This window comes from Nocardia sp. MDA0666, assembly GCF_003023875.1.
GTDB lineage: Bacteria > Actinomycetota > Actinomycetes > Mycobacteriales > Mycobacteriaceae > Nocardia > Nocardia aobensis.
The window spans coordinates 162349-181056 of sequence record NZ_PYHT01000002.1 but is presented as its reverse complement, the minus strand read 5'-3'; the positions used below and the strand labels follow the sequence as shown (position 1 = coordinate 181056).

Here is an 18708-nt window from a genome sequence, read left to right as displayed (position 1 = left end):
GCTTCACGCGCCCTGGTGCACGCTCGCGTCGTCGAGCATCGCCGCGCGCAGCATGGCCTCGGGCACGCCGAGCGCCTCGACCAGGGTGGCCGACTCCGGGCGCAACCGGTCCACGAGTTCGTTGACACCGCGGCGCACCGACTTGGCCCGATCCACCGACATGAAGCGGTGCATGATGTACCAGGCCTGATTCTGTTCGATGGTGGAGTACACGAACAGATCGCAGACCGTGTCGGCCAGCGCTCGCGCCTCCGGATCCTCGATATCGGCGATGCCCTCGATGAACGCCTCCAGCACCAGCCGGTCGATATGCGCCTCACCGGCGGCGAGGATGTGGTCCTGCGCGTTGTTGAACGCCTCGAACGGGCCGGTCTCCTCGGCCCGCGCGCGCAGCCGGTGCGCGGCGGTACGAGTCAGATAGTCCTCCCGGTCGGCGAACAACTGCAGCTGCACCGAACGCCGGGCCAGATCGCCCTCGTCGACGCCGTCGTCGGAGCGGTCGCGCAGACGCTGGATGAGCTGGCGCACACCCGAGGTCTCGCGCACCACGTCGCGGGCCATGGTGGCCGCGAACTTCACCCAGCCCAGAGCGTCGAGATCACGCACCTCGTCGGAGTAGGCGGTGAGCAGTTCCTTGGCCACCAGCTGGGTCAAGACCACGTTGTCACCTTCGAAGGTGGTGAACACGTCGGTGTCGGCCTTCAGGGTGACCAGCCGGTTCTCGGTGAGATAGCCTGCGCCGCCGCAGCATTCGCGGCATTCCTGGATGGATCGGGTGGCGTGACGGGTCTGCGCGACCTTCAGGCCGGCGGCCCGCTTCTCCAGCGCGCGCTGCGCTTCCGGGTCCAGATTCTGCCCGGTCTGCACCAGGTGCATGCGACGCACCAGATCGTTCTGGGCGAACGACAGCGCGAACGCGCGCGCCACATGCGGAAAAAGCCGGCGCTGATGGCTGCGATAGTCCAGCAGCAGGGTCTCGCTGCCGTCGTCCGGATCGGAGAACTGGCGGCGCTTGTCGCCGTAGCGCAGCGCGATACTCAACGCCACCCGCGCACCGGCGGCGGCCGCGCCACCGACACTGACCCGCCCGCGCACCAGCGTGCCCAGGGTGGTGAAGAACCGGCGGCTCGGGTTCTCGATATCGGAGCGGTAGGTCCCGTCGGCGTCGACGTCGGCGTAGCGGTTGAGCAGGTTCTCCCGCGGGATCCGGACGTGGTCGAATTCGATGCGGCCGTTGTCGACGCCGGGCAGACCGCCCTTGAGACCGCAATCCGAGGTGGTCACGCCGGGCAGGTCGTTGCCCTCCTCGTCGCGGATGGGCACCAGGAAGCAGTGCACGCCCTTGCTTTCACCCCCGGTGATCAGCTGGGCGAAGACCGCCGCCATGCGGGCGTGTTCGGCGGCGCCGCCGATGTAGTCCTTACGGGCGGAGGCCGTAGGACTGTGCACCACGAATTCGCCGGTCGCCGGGTCGTAGGTGGCGGTGGTCTCCAGATTCGCCACATCGCTGCCGTGGCCGGATTCGGTCATCGCGAAACAGCCGAGCAGATCCAGCGACAGCAGTCGTTTGACGACGTCGGTGTGGCGGTCGGTGCCGAGATTTTCCACCGCGCCGCCGAACAGCCCCCACTGCACACCGGCCTTCACCCACAGCGACAGATCGGTGTAGGCAAGCATTTCCAGGCCGGTGACAGCACCGCCGGGATCGCCGGTACCCCCGTGTTCCAGGCTGAAACCTTTTTCCGCATAACCGAATTCGGCGATGAGGCGCATCTGTTCCAGCACCCGCGCACGGGCCTGGCGGTAGTCGAGATAGGGATCGCCGAACAACCGGTCGTCGACCAGCTGCCGGCGCGCCTGCTCCCTGACCTCACGCCACGGGCCGTCGAGCGCGGCCCGCAAATGGTCGGCGGTCGACTTCCCGGTCTTCGACGGTCCGGTGTTCGATGTCCCGGCCTCCGGCTGCGCGGAGTTCGATCTCACGGAATCTGCTGCTTCGGTACCCGTAGCCGTATCGGTGCCCATGGTTATCGACTGTAGCGGGAGTGCAGACACGCCGGTGATAACCAGCGGATTGCCCAGCTCGCCACTCCCGCCGGGGAGAGGGAGCTGATCCGCGTCCGCCTATCGGCGCCGACTACGGTGTGTCGTGTGACAGATGAGTTGGAGCCCGAACTCGTCCGCACGGGGCCGGAGACCCAGCCCAGTTCGTTGTGGCATCGGGCGATGGGAGCGGTAACCGATCGGCTGGTCGCGCAGCGGCGCGCCACGGTGGACTCGGTGGTCGAGGCACCGGCCCCGCTGAAGCCGATCGATCTCACCGACGACGCCGCGGTAACCGAGGTACTCGACCTGGCCGAACGGGTCGGCGAGGTAGTGCTCGCCTCGGGCACCGCCGTGACCGACACCAGCACGCAGGTCGAATTCATCGCCGCGACATACGGTTTGGCGCAATGCGATATCGACGTGACCTACAACTCGATTCGCATCTCCGCCGACCGCGGTCCGTCGCTGCCACCCGCCAGCACCATGCGGGTGGTGCAGTACCGCTCGCTGGACTTCACTCGCCTGACGGCCGTTGACCGTCTCACCCGGCGGATCCGCCGCGAGGTGGTGCCACCCCAGGAGGCGCACGCCGCGCTCGACGCGATCACCACCGCGCCGCATCCGTACAACCGGTGGATCGCCACTTTCGGCTGGTCGCTGCTAGCGGCGTCGATCGCGCTGTTGCTGGGCGGTGGCGCGCTGGTCGCGGTCGTGAGTTTCGCCACGACGTTGCTGATCGACCGCTGCAACCGCGAGCTGAACAAGCGCGGCCTGCCCTTCTTCTTCCAGAACATGATGGGCGGCATCATCGCCACCCTGCCGGCGATCCTGCTGCAAACCTTCGCCGAGGGTTTGGAAACCAATCCCAGCCTGATCGTCGCGGCCGGAATCACCGTGCTGCTCAGTGGTTTACAGCTGGTCGGTGCGGTCGAGGACGCGATCACCGGCGCACCGATCACCGCTGCGGCCCGCATGCTGGAAGTACTGGTCATGACCGGTGCGATCATCGGCGGTGTCGGTTTGGCGCTGCGCGGAGCCCAGGCCTTCGGCGCGCAGGTGCCGCCGATCGACATGTCGCCGTCCTACGACATCACCAATCTGCCGTTGAAGATCACCGCCGGTGCGGTGGCGGCGGCGGCCTTCGCCCTCGCCTGTTATGCCGAGCGCCGGGCCCTCACCGTCGCCGCCCTCAGTGGTGCCGGGATCACCGTGTGCTATCTGTTCGTGCAGCACGCCGGTTTCGGTCCGGTGATCGCCGCCGCGGTTTCGGCGACCGCGATCGGTCTCGCCGGTGGTCTGCTCGCCCGCCGTGCGGTGACGCCCCCGCTGGTCGTCGCCATCGCGGGCATCACTCCGCTGCTTCCCGGTCTCAAGGTCTACCGGGGCCTGTTCGCGCTGATCAACGACGATCTGCTGGTCGGGCTGAATCAGATGTTCGCCGCGCTCGTGGTCGGCTGTGCCCTCGGCGGCGGTATCACGCTCGGTGAGTGGTTCGCCCGGTGGCTGCGCCGCCCGCGGATACTGCGGCGGGTCACCGGGGTGCGCCCCGACGACTTCACCTGAGACCGCCGGGTCCGCGGCCCCGAGCCGGAGGATCGATGTCGCCCGGGATTCCTCAGGCCGCGAATCCGATGGAGCGGGCCAGATCGGCCAGCGTCGCATCGAACAGGGCGTCCGGATTACCCACCGGCATCGGGTAGTTGCCGAACACTTCGAGCGTGACGTGCCCGTACAGCCGCGCCCAGAACTGGATCATCAGATAGGTGACGCCCAGGTCCAGCTTCTCGGCCGGGAACTTCTGCCCCGATTCGGCGAGCACGGCGAGCAGTTCGGTCTGGAATCCGACGAGGTCTTCGCGCAGCGCGTGCGGAATCACGTCGGTCGGCGGGGTGACGATGTCGTAGGTGGTCAGCAGCCGGCCCGCGGCCTCCAGGAAGATGCGGCCGAACGGTTCGTCGAATTGCCGCATGGCGCTGGCCGAACCACCGGCCGGCGAGGCGAACACGAGCGTGAACTCGTGGGCATGGGCCAAAGCCCACTGCCGGAAACCCTTGCAGATGGCGAACAGCTGGACCATGCCGTCCTCGGGCAGCTCGGCCACCTGTTCGGCGAGCTCCTGGGCCAGGTCGGCGCAGATATCGCTGCGCAGCGCACCCACCAGATCGTCGCGCGAGGCGTAGTACCGATACAACGCGGGCGCGGTGATACCCAACTCACGCGCGATGGCGCGCAGGGTCACCGCCTCGGGACCCTGCTCCACCAGGAGCGTGCGGGCCACGCGCCGGATATCGGCGTCGCTGACCGCGGGCATCCGGCCCCGTCGTGCGGCTGTCATGCGTCGTCCTTCGTCGTGTGCGCATCGGCCTCGACGTCACGGGTACGTCGAGGCCGGTGCGCACACTGTGTCCTGGGCCGCCGGAGACCGGGGTCGCCGAGGGCGCTGCCCCGGCGGCCGCGGCACTCACTCGTAGGCGACCTGCCAGCTCTTGATTCCGTTCAACCAGCCCGAGCGTAGCCGGACCGGCTCGGAAACCTCACGCAGGTTGGGCATCACGTCGGCAATGGCGTTGAAGATCAGATCCAGCTGCAGCCGGGCCAGGTTGGCGCCGACGCAGTAGTGGGTGCCGGTGCCACCGAATCCCACGTGCGGGTTCGGGTTTCGCATGATGTCGAATTCGAACGGCTTGTCGAAACGTTCCTCGTCGAAGTTCGCCGAGGAGTAGAACAGGCCGACCCGCTGGCCCTTCTTGATGGCCTGGCCGCCGATTTCGGTGTCCGACAGAGCGGTTCGCTGGAACGCGATCACCGGGGTCGCCCAGCGCACGATCTCGTCGGGCGCGGTGCGCGGCCGCTCGGCCTTGTAGAGCTCCCACTGCGCCGGATTGTCCACGAACGCCTTCATGCCGTGGGTGGTGGCGTTGCGGGTGGTCTCGTTACCGGCCACGGCCAGCAGGATGACGAACCACGCGAACTCCTCCGAGCCCAGCGCCTCGCCCTCGATGTCGGCGTTGAGCAGCTGGGAGACGATGTCGTCGGCCGGGCATTTGCGCTTTTCCTCGGCGAGGTTCCACGCGTAGCCCATGACCTGGGCGTTGGCCATCTTGTAGCTGTCGGCGTACTCCGGGTCGTCGTAGCCCATCATCTGGTTGGACCACTCGAACAGCTTGCCGCGATCCTCCTGCGGCACGCCGAGCAGTTCGGCGATGGCCTGCAGCGGCAGCTCACAGGCCACCTGCTGGACGAAGTCGCCACCGCCGGTCTTCTTCGCCTCGTGCACGATCCGCTCGGCGCGCTCGCGCAGCGCGGCCCGCAGACTCTCCACCGCACGCGGGGTGAAGCCGCGCGAGATGATGCGGCGCAGTTTGTCGTGCGCCGGCGGATCGGTGTTGACCAGCATGGCCCGCTGGATCTCGATCTCCTCGCGGGTGATCTCGCCGTTGAAGCGGATCACCGCGGTGTTCTCCTGCGTGGAGAAGACCTCGGAGTTCTTCGAGATCTCCTTGATGTCGTCGAGCCGGCTCACCACCCAGTAGCCGCCGTCGTCGAAGCCACTCACTCCGTTGGGCTGGTCGACCCACCACACCGGGGCGGTGCGGCGCAGTTCGGCCCATTCGGCCACGGGCAGGCGCTGCGAGAGCAGATCGGGGTCGGTGAAATCGAAATCGTGACTGATGGACGGCAGAGACGGCGCGGACACGGTACCTCCTTTGGAACACGTTCCTAGGAGTGAACCACACCACACCCGTTTTGTGAACACCTATTAGTAAATAATGTTCACGAGCTTGTTCCGGTATCCCAGCAAATCTCCGGCACCACCTCTGAACAGCACGGACCGCGTCCGGGCCGGCCTCGACGCGAGGTCTGGGCCGGCCCGGAGAGAGCGCTCAATCCAGCTGCAGTTGCGGAGAATACAGCTCCAGCCAGGTGTGCAGATCGATGATGCGGTCCAATCCGGCGCGCACGGCGCTGTCGAGGCCCGCCGGGTCGAGGGCAACCGCCCGCTGCAGCCACTGCCGGTCGATGAGCTCGAACAGCCGTGAATCACTCTCGGCGAGAACGTGTTTCGCCTGCTGCTGCAGCACCGCCGCGTAGCCCGGATCCTGCGTCGACGGATACGGGCTCTTGACCCGCTGCACGACCGATTCCGGCAGCACGTGCTCGGCCGCATGCCGCAGCAGGCTCTTCTCCCGGCCATCGAATGTCTTCAGCGACCACGGGGTGTTGTAGACGTATTCGACCAGGCGGTGGTCGCAGAACGGGACCCGCACTTCGAGGCCGACCGCCATCGACGCGCGGTCCTTGCGGTCGAGCAACGTGCGCACGAATCGGGTCAGGTGCAGGTGGCAGACGGTCCGCATCCGGTGTTCGACCTCGGATTCGCCGTCGAGGTGCTCGACTTCGGCCACCGCCGCGCTGTACTGGTCGGCCACGAACTCCTCGAGCCGCAGCCGTTCACGCAGGGCCGGGTTCAGGATCTGCCAGCGTGCGTCGCCGGTCAGGGCGCTGTTGAACGCGAGCCACGGAAAGTTGTCCGCCTTCAGCGCCACCTCGTCGTGGAACCAGCGATACCCGCCGAACACCTCATCGGCCGACTCCCCCGACAGTGCCACGGTCGACTGCTGCCGGATGGCCGCGAACAGCAGATACAGCGAGGTGTCCATATCGCCGAAACCGACGGGGATGTCGCGGGCGGTGACCACCGCGCGCCGCGCCGCCGGATCGGCCAGATCGGCCGGATTCAGCATCACGTCGCGATGGGCCGAGCGCACCAGCGCCGCCACCTCCCGCACGAATGGTGAATCCGGGGTGTCGCGCATCTCGTCGGGAACGAAGTTCTGCTCCTGGTTCGCGAAATCCACCGAGAAGGTGCGCAACTGCTCGCCGTCGCGGGCGAGCCGTGCTGCGGCCAGTCCGGTGATCGCGCTCGAGTCCAGCCCGCCCGACAGCAGCACACAGCGTGGCACATCGGAGATCAGCTGGCGATCGACAATATCGGTCAGCAGCTCCCGCACCCGCGCGACGGTCCGCTCCTGACTGTCGGTGTGCTCGACGGCATGCAGCCGCCAGTAGGTGCGGGTGCGAATTCCGTTGCGGTCCACGGTAACCAGCGTGCCGGGCAGCACCTCCTCCATGCCCTTCCACAGCGACCAGCCGGGCTGTTTGGTCATGGCGAACAGCTCGCGCAGGCCGTCGAGGTCGACCGCCTTGGCCGCGAGCGGGTTGGCGAGGATCGCCTTGGGCTCGGAGCCGAACAGCACGCCGTCGGGGGTCGGATAGTAGTAGAACGGTTTGATTCCCATCCGGTCACGCACCATGACCAGCTTCTGATGGCGCTCGTCCCAGATCGCGAAGGCGTACATGCCGTTGAGATGGTCGACGACCGACTCACCCCACTGCAGGTAGCCGTGCAGCACCACTTCGGTGTCGCTGTCGGTGTCGAAGATGTGCCCGAGAGCGCGCAGTTCGTCGCGCAATTCCCGGAAGTTGTAGGCCTCGCCCGAGTACACCATGCCGACGTCGCCCGCCGGGGTCGGCACGGTCATCGGCTGCGCGCCGCCGGGCAGGTCGATGATGGCCAGTCGCCGGTGCCCCAGTGCCGCGTGTTCACGAACGAAGGTGCCTCGCCCGTCCGGCCCGCGACAGGCCATGGTTTCGGTCATCGCGTCGATAACCCCCTGCTGCCGGGTGAGGTCGTCCGAGAACGCCACCCAGCCCGCGATTCCGCACATTCCGCCGCCTCTCCAAAATTTAGTTAGCTTAGTGAACGATGCGTAAAACCGTTGTAACACAAGGCCTCTCGGACGCGCCACCCTGCGCCCGACTTGTCCGAGCTTGTCCGAACTCGCCGCTTTCGACCGAATAGTTCTGTTCGCCCGCGGCGGGGGAACGCCCGGAAATCACCGGTTCCGCCGCACCGAACCCGCGCCGACGGAACGCGCCGCCACCCCTATCGTCACCCCGCCCCTACTTCGGCTCCCGGCCGGGTTGCCATCCGGTAGCCCATCGCGAGAACGAGAGCCGCGGGTTAACGGTCTCGACGTCGGCGACCGCCATCACCGAATTCAGCGCAAGGAAGTCGAAATGCTCTGTCGACGGTGCGATTACCACTTCGGCACCGGCCGCGCGGACCTGATCGGCGAGCGGTATCCGACTCGCCTCCGGCACCCACACCGGCCGATAGCCCAGCCGCTCCGCCAGCCGCCGCACCTGAGCGATATCCCAGTCGAGACACGGCGACTCCGGATGCACCCAGCCCAGCGCGACCGGGAGCACATCTTTCACGACCACCTGGTCGGAAACCACGGCCCCCAGCGGCTACTACAAGGGCGCACGGTATTTCGGGGCGATCCAGCTGCTGTCGGAACTCACCGCCACCCGGCTGGCAGGCAAGTGGGTGGGCTTCGGCAAGAACTTCGACGTGAACGTCGGGCCGTGGGAGCTGGTCCTGCAGGACCGATCGACATCGAAAGCCACGATCGAGAAGTTCGACCGCCCGCCCCAAAGCGATTGATCTGCAAGGGTTCTGCCGCGCCACGGCATCGCATGCTCGAGCGGGAAGACCGCGCTCACGAGCGATCCATGTCCACCGCCGGGGCGGCGCGCCGATCGACACAGGACACGGCCGGAGGCGGTCGTGCTGAACTTTTCGTGCAAACCTCCGCGAAAATAGCGGAAAACTCGCAAAGTCTATGAGGTTTGCACGATTTGTTCACCCGTCCGCCGTCGGCGACAAAAGGGCAGTTCGTCGGCGGCCGCCGTCGCCGTGCGCACAGCCGCGTGGGTTTCTCGTCCGAAAGTTTGATTCCGTCGCGCTCTCGGGCCGGTATCGTCGGAGGCGAAGTTAGGTTACCCATACTTGCAGTCCTACGAAGCGAGGAAATCTCCGATCATGCCGGACGCCACCTCTACCGAGCAGCCCGTGCCGTTCTCCGCGCAGATCCGCTCCGCCACCGCCGAACAGCACGAGCGCGCCGAGAATTCCACCTTCATGAGCGACATGCTGGGCGGCGCTCTGGACGTCAATGCCTTCTATCGCTACACCGGCCAGCTCTGGCACATCTACCAGGCACTCGAGGCGCACTGGGACGTGCTCGCCGACGATCCGGTCGCCGGTCCGTTCATCCGGCCCGAACTCGCGCGCCTGGCCCATCTCGAGGACGATCTGGCACATCTGGGCGGGCCGCAGTGGCGCGACGACATCACCGCCCTGCCCGCCACCGCCGAGTACGCCGCCCGGATCACCGAGTGTGCGCTGCACTGGCCCGCGGGGTACGTGGCCCACCACTACACCCGCTATCTGGGCGATCTGTCGGGCGGTCAGGTCATTCGCGGCACCGCGGCGAAGCTGTGGCAGCTGCCCAAGCGGGGCGACGGTGTGCGCTTCTACGTCTTCGATCAGATCGCGAATCCGGCCGCCTTCAAGCGCGGCTACCGCACCCTGCTCGACGAACTGGCCGTTGACGATCTGGAGAAGCAGCGGGTGCTCGGCGAGTGCCGGCGCGCCTTCGATCTGAACAGTGCCGTATTCGCCGATCTGGCAAGCGAATTCCCGGTCCGCCGCGAGGGCTGAACCCACCCCCGGCGTTCCTGGACAGCCGACCGGAAGGTTGCTAGTCGGTAGCCAGATGCGTCTCCGAGTTACATCAAAATCGTTGTTACACATACCGATCGGCGCTCCCACGTGGTGACCAGTCCCACACCACAGGGGGGCGCCGTTTGGTTGCGGGCACAAGTCGCCGCCAGCTAAAGTTACTCACCAGTTAGGCACGCAGGGGTTCCTACAGCGCCCTCGATTCTGATAGAGGCCGCTTCGTTCAGTCCGCATCCACCGACGCATGTCGGACGAACAACGTTGTGCGACAACATGTTCGACATGCAAGGAGGGGTAGTGGCTACCTATATCGTGACCGGTGGGACGGGTTTTCTGGGACGGCGCGTGGTGGAAGGACTCCTCTCCGCCGATACCGACGCCGTGGTGCACGTGCTCGTCCGTGAGGCCTCGGCGGCCAAACTGGCCGAGCTCGCGACCCGATGGAATGCCACCGACCGAGTGTTTCCGCTGGTCGGAGACCTGACGGCCGAGGGTCTGGGGCTGGTGGACGAACCGCCGGCCGCGCAGCACGTGGTACATCTGGGCGCGGTCTACGACATGACCGCCGATGAGGAATCCGCCTATGCGGCGAACGTGAACGGCACTCGCGCGGTGATCGCGCTCGCGACCGAACTGGGTGCGATGCTCCACCACGTCTCGTCGGTGGCAGTGGCCGGTGACCATCGCGGAAAATTCTTCGAAGACGATTTCGACCTCGGCCAGAACCTCGAATCTCCTTATCACCGAACGAAATTCGCCGCCGAGCGCCTGGTTCGCGAGAGCACGGGACTGCGCTGGCGGGTGTATCGCCCGGCGATCGTCGTCGGCGATTCGCGCACCGGTGAGATGGACAAGATCGACGGTCCGTACTACTTCTTCCCCGCCATCGCGCGGCTGGCCGCACTGCCGGGCGGTCTGCCGCTGCCGCTGCCGGATCTGGGCGCGACCAATATCGTCCCGGTCGACTACGTCGCCCAGGCGATGGTCGAACTGATCGGCCGCCCGGGTCTGAACAAGCGCACCTTCCACCTGGTCAATCCGCGTCCGCAGCCGTTCACCGAGATCTACAGCGCGCTCTCGCGGGCCGCCGGCGCACCCGGTGGCGTGGGCCCGGTTCCGGGCAGTCATACCGCACTGGCGACGCTGAACCGCCTGCCCGGTGTCACCGCGGCGCGTGATTTCCTGTTGAGCCAGTTCGGTATTCCCGCCGAGGTCGCCCCGCACACGTCGTTCGCGTCGGAATTCGTCTCCGATTCCACCCGGGCGCTGCTGCGCCGCATCGACCTCGAGGTCCCCGCCTTCGACACCTACGCCGAGAATCTGTGGCGGTACTGGCGCGCACATCTGGATCCCGACCGGGCACGCCGGCACGGCGGCGGCGACCGGCTGCGCGGCCGGATCGTGCTCATCACCGGCGCCTCCTCCGGTATCGGCCTGGCGACCGCGCATGCGGTGGCGCGCCGCGGTGCGACGGTGCTGATGGTGGCGCGCGGGATCGACGAACTCGAGGCGGCGGCGGCCCAGGTGCGCGAACAGGGCGGCGACGCCTACAGCTATTCGTGCGACATCACCGACGAGAAGGCCGTCGAGCTGCTGGTCAAGCAGGTGCTCGCCGACCATCACCACGTCGACTACGCGGTGAACAACGCCGGACGTTCCATCCGTCGCTCCGTGCTGAACTCCACCGATCGCATGCACGATTTCGAGCGGACCATGGCCGTCAACTACTTCGGCGCGGTGCGGCTGATCCTGGCCCTGCTGCCGGCCATGCGGGAACGCCGCTTCGGCCACGTCGTCAACATCTCCTCGATCGCGGTGCAGACCAAACAGCCGCGTTTCGCCGCCTACGTGGCGAGCAAATCGGCGCTGGACACCTTCAGCGAGATCGCGGCGGTCGAGAACGCCGACGCCGGCATCACCTTCACCTCGGTGCGGATGCCGCTGGTGCGCACCCCGATGATCGCGCCGACCGAGATGTACCGATCACTGCCGGTGCACAGCCCCGAACAGGCGGCGGCGATCGTGGTGCGCGCCCTCGAGGAGCGCCCCGCGCGCATCGACACACCGATCGGCACCTTCGCCCAGGTCATCGACACGGTGATGCCCTCGGTGAAGAAAGCCATTCTGCACCAGGGCTTCCGGCGGACCGGCGAATCCGCCGCGGCCCGCCACGGCCGCACCGCACCGAGCGACACGACCGAGACCGGCGGCCGCAGCCCGCTGCTGGCGCTCGCACCGGTGGTGCAGCCACTGATGGGCTTGCCCACCCCCGCGGCTCGGATCATCAACCGGCTGCCCGGCCTGCACTGGTGAATCCGCACCTACCACCGGACCCGGTGTCCGGTGGTAGGTTTCGCCGGTGAAACGCAGGCTTCTGCTCGGCGGCGCGCTCGTTCTCGTCCTCGCGGCGGTGCTTTCGGCCGGCACCTACGTCCTGATGAATTCGCGCACCTTCCAGGTCGCCGGCCGCTTGGTCCACCGCATCGACACCACCGAAAAGGTCGTCGCGCTGACCATCGACGACGGCCCCACCGATGCCACCCCGGCGATCCTGGAAACACTTGCCGCCGAACACATTCCGGCCACTTTCTATCTAGTCGGCCGTGACCTGGCCGCCCATCGCGACTACGGCGCGCAGATCGCGGCCGCCGGGCACGAACTCGGCAATCACAGCTACACCCATCGACGGCTCGTATTCGTCACTCCCGCCGCGGTCCGCGACGAGGTCGAACGCACCGATGCCGAAATCGAGCGCACCGGATACCACGGGCCGGCGACCTTCCGCCCGCCGTACGGCAAGAAGCTGGTCGCGCTGCCCTGGTATCTGTCCCAAAACGATCGCACCACCGTGATGTGGGATGTCGAATCCGATTCCACCGGTGGCGCGAGCACCGATGCCATAGTCTCGGACACGGTGAACCGCGCCCGGCCGGGATCGATCATCTTGTTACATGCGATGTACCAACCGGCCGCAGCGGCGGCGATTCCGCGCATTGTCGCGGAACTCCGTTCGCGCGGTTACGGTTTCGTGACCGTCTCGCAACTGATCGCTGGCACGAAACCCACCGGAATGTGACCGAACTCCCCGGCCGTTTCGGCCAAAACTAGAACGTGTTCTAATAGTCTAGAGGTATGGAGCGATTGACCGGGCTGGATGCCAGCTTTCTGTACCTGGAGACCGACACCCAACTGCTGCACGTGTGCGCGCTGCTGATTCTCGACCCGCCCGCCGACGGGACGAACTACGAATTCACCGCACTGAAGGAGGAACTGGGCCGCCGCCTGCACCTGATCCCCTCCATGCGCCGCCGCGTCCATCGGGTCCCGTTCGACCTCGACCACCCGGTCTGGGTCACCGATACCGGCTTCGACCTCGACCGGCACGTCCGCCGCCTCGGGCTGCCCTCCCCCGGCGGCCCGAAGGAACTGGCCGAACTCGTCGGCGACATCGCCGCGCAACCGATGGACCGCGACCGGCCGCTGTGGGAGATGTGGGTGATCGAGGGCCTGGCCGACGACAAGGTCGCCGTGGTCTCGAAATACCATCACGCCGCCGTCGACGGCGTCACCGGCGCCAACATGATGGCGTATCTATGCGACGCCGAACCGGGTGTGCGCTACCCCGATCCGCCGGCCGAGAACCACACGGAGTCCGACGAGCCCAACGATCTCGCCCTCGCCGCTGAGGGACTGGTGCGGATGCCGGCGAAACTCGGCGTGGTGGGCATGGTGCCGAAGACACTGGGCAAGCTGGGCGGGATGGTGCAGCGCCGGCGTGCCGACAAACAGGGCATGGCCTTGCCGTTCACCGCGCCCCGTACGCCGTTCAACCGCACCATCACCCGTCATCGCAGCGTCGCCTTCACCACCGCCCCGCTCGCCGACATCAAAGAGATCCGGGCGGCGTTCGATGTGAAGATCAACGACGTGGTCCTCACCGTCATCGCGGGGGCACTTCGGCAATATCTGAGCGAACACGACGAACTGCCGGACACCTCACTGATCGCCTCGGTACCCGTCTCCACCCACGAGACCTCACGGCACGAACGCGGCGTCAACAAGGTGTCGACCCTGTTCGCGCAGCTCTACACCGACGTCGAGGATCCGGTGGAACGGCTGCGGCTCATCGCGGAGGCCAACGTCGGCGCGAAAGAGGAACACGAGGTTCTGGGCGCGGACTTCCTGCAGGACTGGGCCGAGTACGCCCCGCCGAACACCTTCCGGATCGCGGTGCGCGCCTATTCGTCGTTCAAACTCGCCGAACGCCATCCGGTGGTGCACAACCTGGTGATCTCCAATGTGCCCGGACCACAGCAGCCGCTGTACTTCCTCGGCCACCGCATCGACTCGCTGTTCCCGTTCGGCCCGGTGTTCCACGGCGCAGGACTCAACGTCACGGTGCTGTCGGCCAACGGCGACCTCGATTTCGGTTTCATCGCCTGCCGTGAGCTGGTCCCCGATCCGGACCGGATGGCCGACGCCGTCCACGACAGCATCTCAGCGCTCCTGAAGGCGGCACACGCCCAGCGCTGAGCGCGTCAGCTCTCCCGCCGAGCGGCCACCGCCGCGCAGGCCTCGAGGAGTACAGGGACAAAGGCGTCCGCCTCGAGTACACAGGCCGCATGTCCGGCCGGGACGAGGAAAATCTCCGCTCCGGCAATCATCTTCGCCATTTCCAGCTGCCGGTAGACCGGCAGCGCGTGGTCGTGTGTCGTGATCACCACGCCCGTGGGCACATCCAGGCTCGACAGCCACGGCGAGGAATCGAAGCGCCCCAGTTCGGCGATCGCCTGAGTCATCGCCCACCCGCTGGTGGTGCGCAGCTCGGCCAGCGCCCACCGATCCATTCGCCCTGTCTCCCAGGATATTTCGGGCATATGCGGCAGCTTGGTCGCAGCCTCCGCCACTCGGCGACCGGCCGTCTCGGTCATCACCCCGGCCACCAGCGCCATACCGCCGTGGAACAGCCGCTCACGCCATTTCTCCCGGAATCGGTAGGTCGTCGCGCACAGCACCAGGCCGCCGACGAGGTCCGGCCGCCGGTGCGCCACCGATTGGGCGACGATACCGCCCATGGAGTACCCGGCCAGGATCGGCCGCTCCACGCCGGTCATCTCCGCCACCGCGACGACGTCGTCGGCGAGGTCGTTCAGATCGAAACGCGGCGAACGGATTCCGTGCCCGTGCCAGCGCTGGTCGAACAGCAACACCCGATAGTGTTCGGACAACTCCGCCAGAGCCGGGAACCAGTTCAGCATCGCGGTGGTCACCAGGCCGTGCAACAGGATCACCGTCGGCGCGCCCTCGGGCCCGGGAATATCGACCAGATAGGTCCGCCCGCGCCCGGGCAGATCCACCATCCGGCCCGCCGGCACCGAGTTCGTGCGCGATACGCGGGTGCCGAATCGCCCGCCGGCCGCCCCGCGACCATTGCCCGCCGTCTGCCGCTCTGCCGCCATCGCATCCTCCCGCATCGCCGGCCCGGTCATGAATTAGAACACGTTCCAATTCGATGGTACCGGGTCCCGGCGCCGTCACCGGGCTCCGGGAAGCAACACCGCCGCACCGGCGAACCGGCCGTGTGCCAGATCGGCCAGGGCCCGGTCGGCGGATTCGAGCGGATAGGGGTTGATGCGAACCTGCATCCGGTGCTGAGCGCAGAACTCCAGGAACTCGCGTCCGTCCGCCCGCGTATTGGCCGTGACCGAACGAATCTCGCGCTCCTGGAACAGATGGCGCTGATAGTTCAGCACCGGGATGTCCGTGAGGTGGATTCCCGCGATCGACAGCACACCACCGCGATCCAGCCCCGCCAGCGCGGGCAGGACGAGATCACCGACCGGCGCGAACAGGATCGCCGAATCCAGCGGCACCGGCGGCGGATCGGCCGCCCCCTGCGCCGACGCGGCGCCCAGCGCCAGCGCCAGCTCCCGCGCGGCGGCGTCGCGGGTCATCACATGCACCTCGGCGCCCTGAGCCAGGGCGACCTGCGCCGCCAGATGCGCACTGCCGCCGAACCCGTAGATGCCGAGCCGTCCCCCCTTCGGCAGCGACGCCCGCCGCAGCGCCCGGTAGCCGATGATGCCGGCACAGAGCAGCGGGGCCAACTCCGCATCGGCGTATCCGGAGGGCAGCGGATACACGTAATCGGCAGGCGCCGTGGCATATTCGGCATAACCACCGTCGGCGTCCCATCCGGTGTACTGCGAATTGGGGCACAGATTCTCCGCGCCGCGCCGGCAGTACAGGCACACCCCGCACGTGCTGCGCAACCACGCGATACCGACCCGGTCACCGGGCGCGACGGCCATCGCTCCCTCACCCACCGCGACCACTTCCCCGACGACCTCGTGGCCGGGCACCACCCGCTGCCGATGCACCGCCAGATCCCCCTCCGCGACATGCAGATCGGTGCGGCACACCCCGCAGGCCAGCACCCGCACCAGCACCTCGCCCGCGGCCGGCTCCGGAATCGGGATCCGGGTGCGGACCGGCGGGGATTCGTCGATCGGGCCTGGCCGCACCACCTGCCAGACGGCCATCGTCGCAGGATTCATCGCACTCCTTCCGACACCGGAACGCCCGCGCCGCGGCGGGAAGATCGATGGTAGTCCCGCACACCGACGAACCCGGCGTATCCGGCTGCCGAGGCGGTCACGACCACCGGAACGCGGCGTTGATAGCGTCGCTGCGTGCCCGCGCCGTCGACCGCCTTCACCCTGCCCATCGGGCGGGTGCACGCGATCGTCGACCTCGCGCGCCGGCGCGGCTGGGACACCGGGGAACTGCTCGCCGAAGCCGGGATCGCGCCGCAACTGCTGGATCAGGGACGCGCCCGCGTCACCGTCGGACAAGCCGTGCACCTGGTGCAGCAACTGTGGCGCAGCACCGACGACGAACTACTCGGACTGGGCGGCCATCCGATGCCGCGCGGCACCTTCCGTCTGGTGTGCTTCGCCCTGCTCGGTTCCCGCGATATCGCCGCCGCGCTGCACCGGTTCCGGATGTTCCAGAAGGCCCTGCCCGGATTCCCGCCGCTGCGCTTGAGCACCGACGCCGACGAAGCGCGAATCGCGTTCGACCTCAGCGATATCCGCCATCCGCACGGCCTGATCATCGACACCATGCTGATGGTCGTCTACCGCTTCCTGGACTGGTCGGTCGGCGGCTCGCTGCGACTGCTGCGCGTCGAAGTCCCCTATCCGCCCAACGATCTCGACGACTACGACCTGATCTTCGGTGCGCCGGTACGCTTTTCGGCACCCGATCCGGCCCTGGTCCTCGATGCCGCCGTCCTCACCGCACCCCTCGTGCGCGACGAGGACGATCTGCTGCGCTTCCTGCGTAACGCACCCGAGGCCGTGATCGGCCGCGGTGACGATGCGGTGTCCACCGCGGCGCAGGTACGCCGGATCCTGGAACGCGGCGGACCACGACACTGGCCCGGCGTCGAGCAGATCGCCGCCGAACTGGCCGTCAGTCCCGCGACACTGCGCCGCAAACTGAGCGACGAACACACCTCACCCAGTCGCATCCGCGAGCAGATCCTGCGCGATGCCGCGATCGCGGCCCTGGTGCGCGGCGAGACGGTGACGGCGGTCTCGCGACGGCTCGGCTTCTCCGAACCCAGCGCCTTCTCCCGCGCGTTCCGCCGCTGGACCGGCAGCTCCCCCGGCTCCTATCGCGGCCCCGCCGCCGCACCCTGAGCGATCCGGTCACAAGATCGAGCGCTGCGGTCATTGGCTGCCGCGCGGCACGCTCCTACCTTGGCGAACGAACACTGTTTTCGACCAGAGGAGTTCCCCCGTGCCGGTGCATCGGTCCCCGTGGATGGACGAAGATCTCGACGCGCTCACCGATTTGGCGCGCCGATTCTTCGAGAAGGAATGCGCACCGAACGAGGATCGGTGGGGTCGCCAGCATCACGTGGACCGCGAAATCTGGAATCGCGCAGGCGAATTGGGCCTGCTGTGCATCTCCATCCCCGAGGAGTACGGCGGTGGCGGCGGCACCTTCGCCCACGAGGCCGTGATCGCGATCGAGCAGACCCGGGCCATGGCGCCCAGCCTCGGCAACCCGGTGCATTCCACGATCGTCGCGCACTACATCAACGCCTACGGTACCGAGGAACAGAAACAGGCGTGGCTGCCGAAGATGGCCTCCGGCGAGATCGTCGCCGCCATCGCCATGACCGAACCGGGCACCGGCTCCGACCTGCAGGGCATCCGCACCAGGGCCGTCGCCGACGGTGACCACTACGTCATCAACGGCGCCAAGACCTTCATCTCCAACGGCCTGCTCGCCGACCTGGTGATCGTCGCCGCCAAGACCTCCGAAGGCAAGGGCGCGGAATCGGTTTCGCTGATCGCCGTCGAAACCGACCGCGACGGCTTCCGGCGCGGCCGCAACCTCGAGAAGGTCGGCCAGCACGGCCAGGACACCTGCGAACTGTTCTTCGACGGCGTGCGCGTCCCGAAGACCAACCTCCTCGGCGCCTCCGAAGGCACCGGCTTCATCCAGCTCATGCAGCAACTCCCCCAGGAACGTCTCATCCTGGCCGTCGCCGCCGCGGCAGCGATCGAGAAGACCGTCGAGATGACCGTCGCCTACACCAAGGAACGCCAGGCCTTCGGCAAACCCATCTTCAACTTCCAGAACACCCAGTTCACCCTCGCCGAATGCGACACCATCGCCTCGGTCGCCTGGGCCTTCCTCGACGACTGCGTCGCCAAACACCTCCGCAGCCAACTCGACATCCCCACCGCTGCCAAAGCGAAATGGTGGCTGACCGAACAACAATGCCGCGTCGCCGACGAATGCCTGCAGTTGTTCGGCGGGTACGGATATATGGCGGAATATCCGATCTCGCGTGTGTTCACGGATGCGCGGATCCAGAAGATCTACGGCGGGACGAACGAGATCATGAAACTCATTATCGGGCGTAGCTTGTAGATCGCCTGGTGAGGGCGCGTTTCGCAAATGATTCAGACCGACAACTCCTGAGATAGGACTCGGTGGGCGGGCAATCGCCTCGCCCACCGAAGCAATCACATCTTGCCGTTGCCGCACAG

The 18708-nt window shown here is 67.1% G+C and carries 15 protein-coding genes; 7 read left to right on the top strand and 8 right to left on the bottom strand.

All coding sequences use genetic code 11. The annotated features are described in order from the left end of the window. Nucleotides 1-3: 3 nt before the first annotated feature. Nucleotides 4-2025: an acyl-CoA dehydrogenase gene (locus C8258_RS05340; protein ID WP_106954196.1), complete on the bottom strand. Its 2022-nt coding sequence runs from the start codon at nucleotides 2023-2025 to the stop codon at nucleotides 4-6. A 201-nt stretch (nucleotides 2026-2226) separates the two neighbouring features. Between C8258_RS05340 and C8258_RS05335 the strand changes: the two genes are divergently transcribed. Next, nucleotides 2227-3609 carry a threonine/serine exporter ThrE family protein gene (locus tag C8258_RS05335; RefSeq protein WP_036500979.1) on the top strand — a complete coding sequence of 461 codons (1383 nt, stop codon included), beginning with the start codon at nucleotides 2227-2229 and terminating at the stop codon, nucleotides 3607-3609. 52 nt (nucleotides 3610-3661) lie between these two features. Here C8258_RS05335 and C8258_RS05330 read toward each other — a convergent pair whose 3' ends face one another. The 5 genes from C8258_RS05330 to C8258_RS32820 form a co-directional block, all read right to left on the bottom strand. Next, entirely contained in the window at nucleotides 3662-4381 is a 720-nt protein-coding gene (locus C8258_RS05330) for a TetR/AcrR family transcriptional regulator (protein WP_063013819.1), read from the bottom strand. A 126-nt stretch (nucleotides 4382-4507) separates the two neighbouring features. Continuing rightward, entirely contained in the window at nucleotides 4508-5743 is a 1236-nt protein-coding gene (locus C8258_RS05325) for a cytochrome P450 (protein ID WP_039777921.1), read from the bottom strand. A 187-nt stretch (nucleotides 5744-5930) separates the two neighbouring features. After that, nucleotides 5931-7775 (bottom strand): asparagine synthase (glutamine-hydrolyzing), encoded by a 1845-nt coding sequence (gene asnB / locus C8258_RS05320; protein ID WP_106954195.1) that lies wholly within the window; start codon nucleotides 7773-7775, stop codon nucleotides 5931-5933. A 235-nt stretch (nucleotides 7776-8010) separates the two neighbouring features. Next, nucleotides 8011-8349 carry a hypothetical protein gene (locus C8258_RS05315; RefSeq protein ID WP_233224886.1) on the bottom strand — a complete coding sequence of 113 codons (339 nt, stop codon included), beginning with the start codon at nucleotides 8347-8349 and terminating at the stop codon, nucleotides 8011-8013. 15 nt (nucleotides 8350-8364) lie between these two features. After that, nucleotides 8365-8616, bottom strand: coding sequence for a hypothetical protein (locus C8258_RS32820; RefSeq protein WP_199195595.1), 252 nt, complete (start codon nucleotides 8614-8616; stop codon nucleotides 8365-8367). Between the two features lie 319 nt (nucleotides 8617-8935). Between C8258_RS32820 and C8258_RS05305 the strand changes: the two genes are divergently transcribed. The 4 genes from C8258_RS05305 (at nucleotide 8936) to C8258_RS05290 (ending at nucleotide 14170) form a co-directional block, all read left to right on the top strand. Then, nucleotides 8936-9616 carry a heme oxygenase (biliverdin-producing) gene (locus C8258_RS05305; protein WP_106954194.1) on the top strand — a complete coding sequence of 227 codons (681 nt, stop codon included), beginning with the start codon at nucleotides 8936-8938 and terminating at the stop codon, nucleotides 9614-9616. A 318-nt stretch (nucleotides 9617-9934) separates the two neighbouring features. Then, complete coding sequence (locus C8258_RS05300) at nucleotides 9935-11950, top strand: SDR family oxidoreductase (RefSeq protein ID WP_106954193.1); 2016 nt, start codon at nucleotides 9935-9937, stop codon at nucleotides 11948-11950. Between the two features lie 46 nt (nucleotides 11951-11996). Further along, a complete protein-coding gene (locus C8258_RS05295) occupies nucleotides 11997-12713 on the top strand; it encodes a polysaccharide deacetylase family protein (protein ID WP_233224885.1) in 717 nt (238 codons plus the stop codon). 56 nt (nucleotides 12714-12769) lie between these two features. Then, nucleotides 12770-14170 carry a wax ester/triacylglycerol synthase family O-acyltransferase gene (locus C8258_RS05290; RefSeq protein ID WP_106954192.1) on the top strand — a complete coding sequence of 467 codons (1401 nt, stop codon included), beginning with the start codon at nucleotides 12770-12772 and terminating at the stop codon, nucleotides 14168-14170. A gap of 5 nt (nucleotides 14171-14175) precedes the next feature. Here C8258_RS05290 and C8258_RS05285 read toward each other — a convergent pair whose 3' ends face one another. Together C8258_RS05285 and C8258_RS05280 are read right to left on the bottom strand one after the other, a co-directional pair. After that, nucleotides 14176-15096 carry an alpha/beta fold hydrolase gene (locus C8258_RS05285; protein ID WP_106954345.1) on the bottom strand — a complete coding sequence of 307 codons (921 nt, stop codon included), beginning with the start codon at nucleotides 15094-15096 and terminating at the stop codon, nucleotides 14176-14178. Nucleotides 15097-15171: 75 nt separating this feature from the next. After that, nucleotides 15172-16179, bottom strand: coding sequence for a zinc-binding alcohol dehydrogenase family protein (locus C8258_RS05280; RefSeq protein WP_106954344.1), 1008 nt, complete (start codon nucleotides 16177-16179; stop codon nucleotides 15172-15174). Nucleotides 16180-16329: 150 nt separating this feature from the next. Here C8258_RS05280 and C8258_RS05275 point away from each other — a divergent pair, with 150 nt between their 5' ends. Together C8258_RS05275 and C8258_RS05270 are read left to right on the top strand one after the other, a co-directional pair. Further along, nucleotides 16330-17343, top strand: a complete 1014-nt coding sequence (locus C8258_RS05275; RefSeq protein ID WP_106954191.1) for an AraC family transcriptional regulator — start codon at nucleotides 16330-16332, stop codon at nucleotides 17341-17343. 124 nt (nucleotides 17344-17467) lie between these two features. Further along, entirely contained in the window at nucleotides 17468-18589 is a 1122-nt protein-coding gene (locus C8258_RS05270; protein ID WP_106954190.1) for an acyl-CoA dehydrogenase family protein, read from the top strand. Nucleotides 18590-18708: the final 119 nt, after the last annotated feature.

What these genes read in the sequence shown, in the direction of transcription:
- C8258_RS05340 (WP_106954196.1), bottom strand. Translation starts at nt 2,025, where the DNA reads ATGGGCACCGATACGGCTACGGGTACCGAAGCAGCAGATTCCGTGAGA.
- C8258_RS05335 (WP_036500979.1), top strand. Translation starts at nt 2,227, where the DNA reads ATGGGAGCGGTAACCGATCGGCTGGTCGCGCAGCGGCGCGCCACGGTG.
- C8258_RS05330 (WP_063013819.1), bottom strand. Translation starts at nt 4,381, where the DNA reads ATGACAGCCGCACGACGGGGCCGGATGCCCGCGGTCAGCGACGCCGAT.
- asnB (WP_106954195.1), bottom strand. Translation starts at nt 7,775, where the DNA reads ATGTGCGGAATCGCGGGCTGGGTGGCGTTCTCGGACGACCTCACCCGG.
- C8258_RS05305 (WP_106954194.1), top strand. Translation starts at nt 8,936, where the DNA reads ATGCCGGACGCCACCTCTACCGAGCAGCCCGTGCCGTTCTCCGCGCAG.
- C8258_RS05290 (WP_106954192.1), top strand. Translation starts at nt 12,770, where the DNA reads ATGGAGCGATTGACCGGGCTGGATGCCAGCTTTCTGTACCTGGAGACC.
- C8258_RS05285 (WP_106954345.1), bottom strand. Translation starts at nt 15,096, where the DNA reads ATGGCGGCAGAGCGGCAGACGGCGGGCAATGGTCGCGGGGCGGCCGGC.
- C8258_RS05280 (WP_106954344.1), bottom strand. Translation starts at nt 16,179, where the DNA reads ATGGCCGTCTGGCAGGTGGTGCGGCCAGGCCCGATCGACGAATCCCCG.
- C8258_RS05270 (WP_106954190.1), top strand. Translation starts at nt 17,468, where the DNA reads ATGGACGAAGATCTCGACGCGCTCACCGATTTGGCGCGCCGATTCTTC.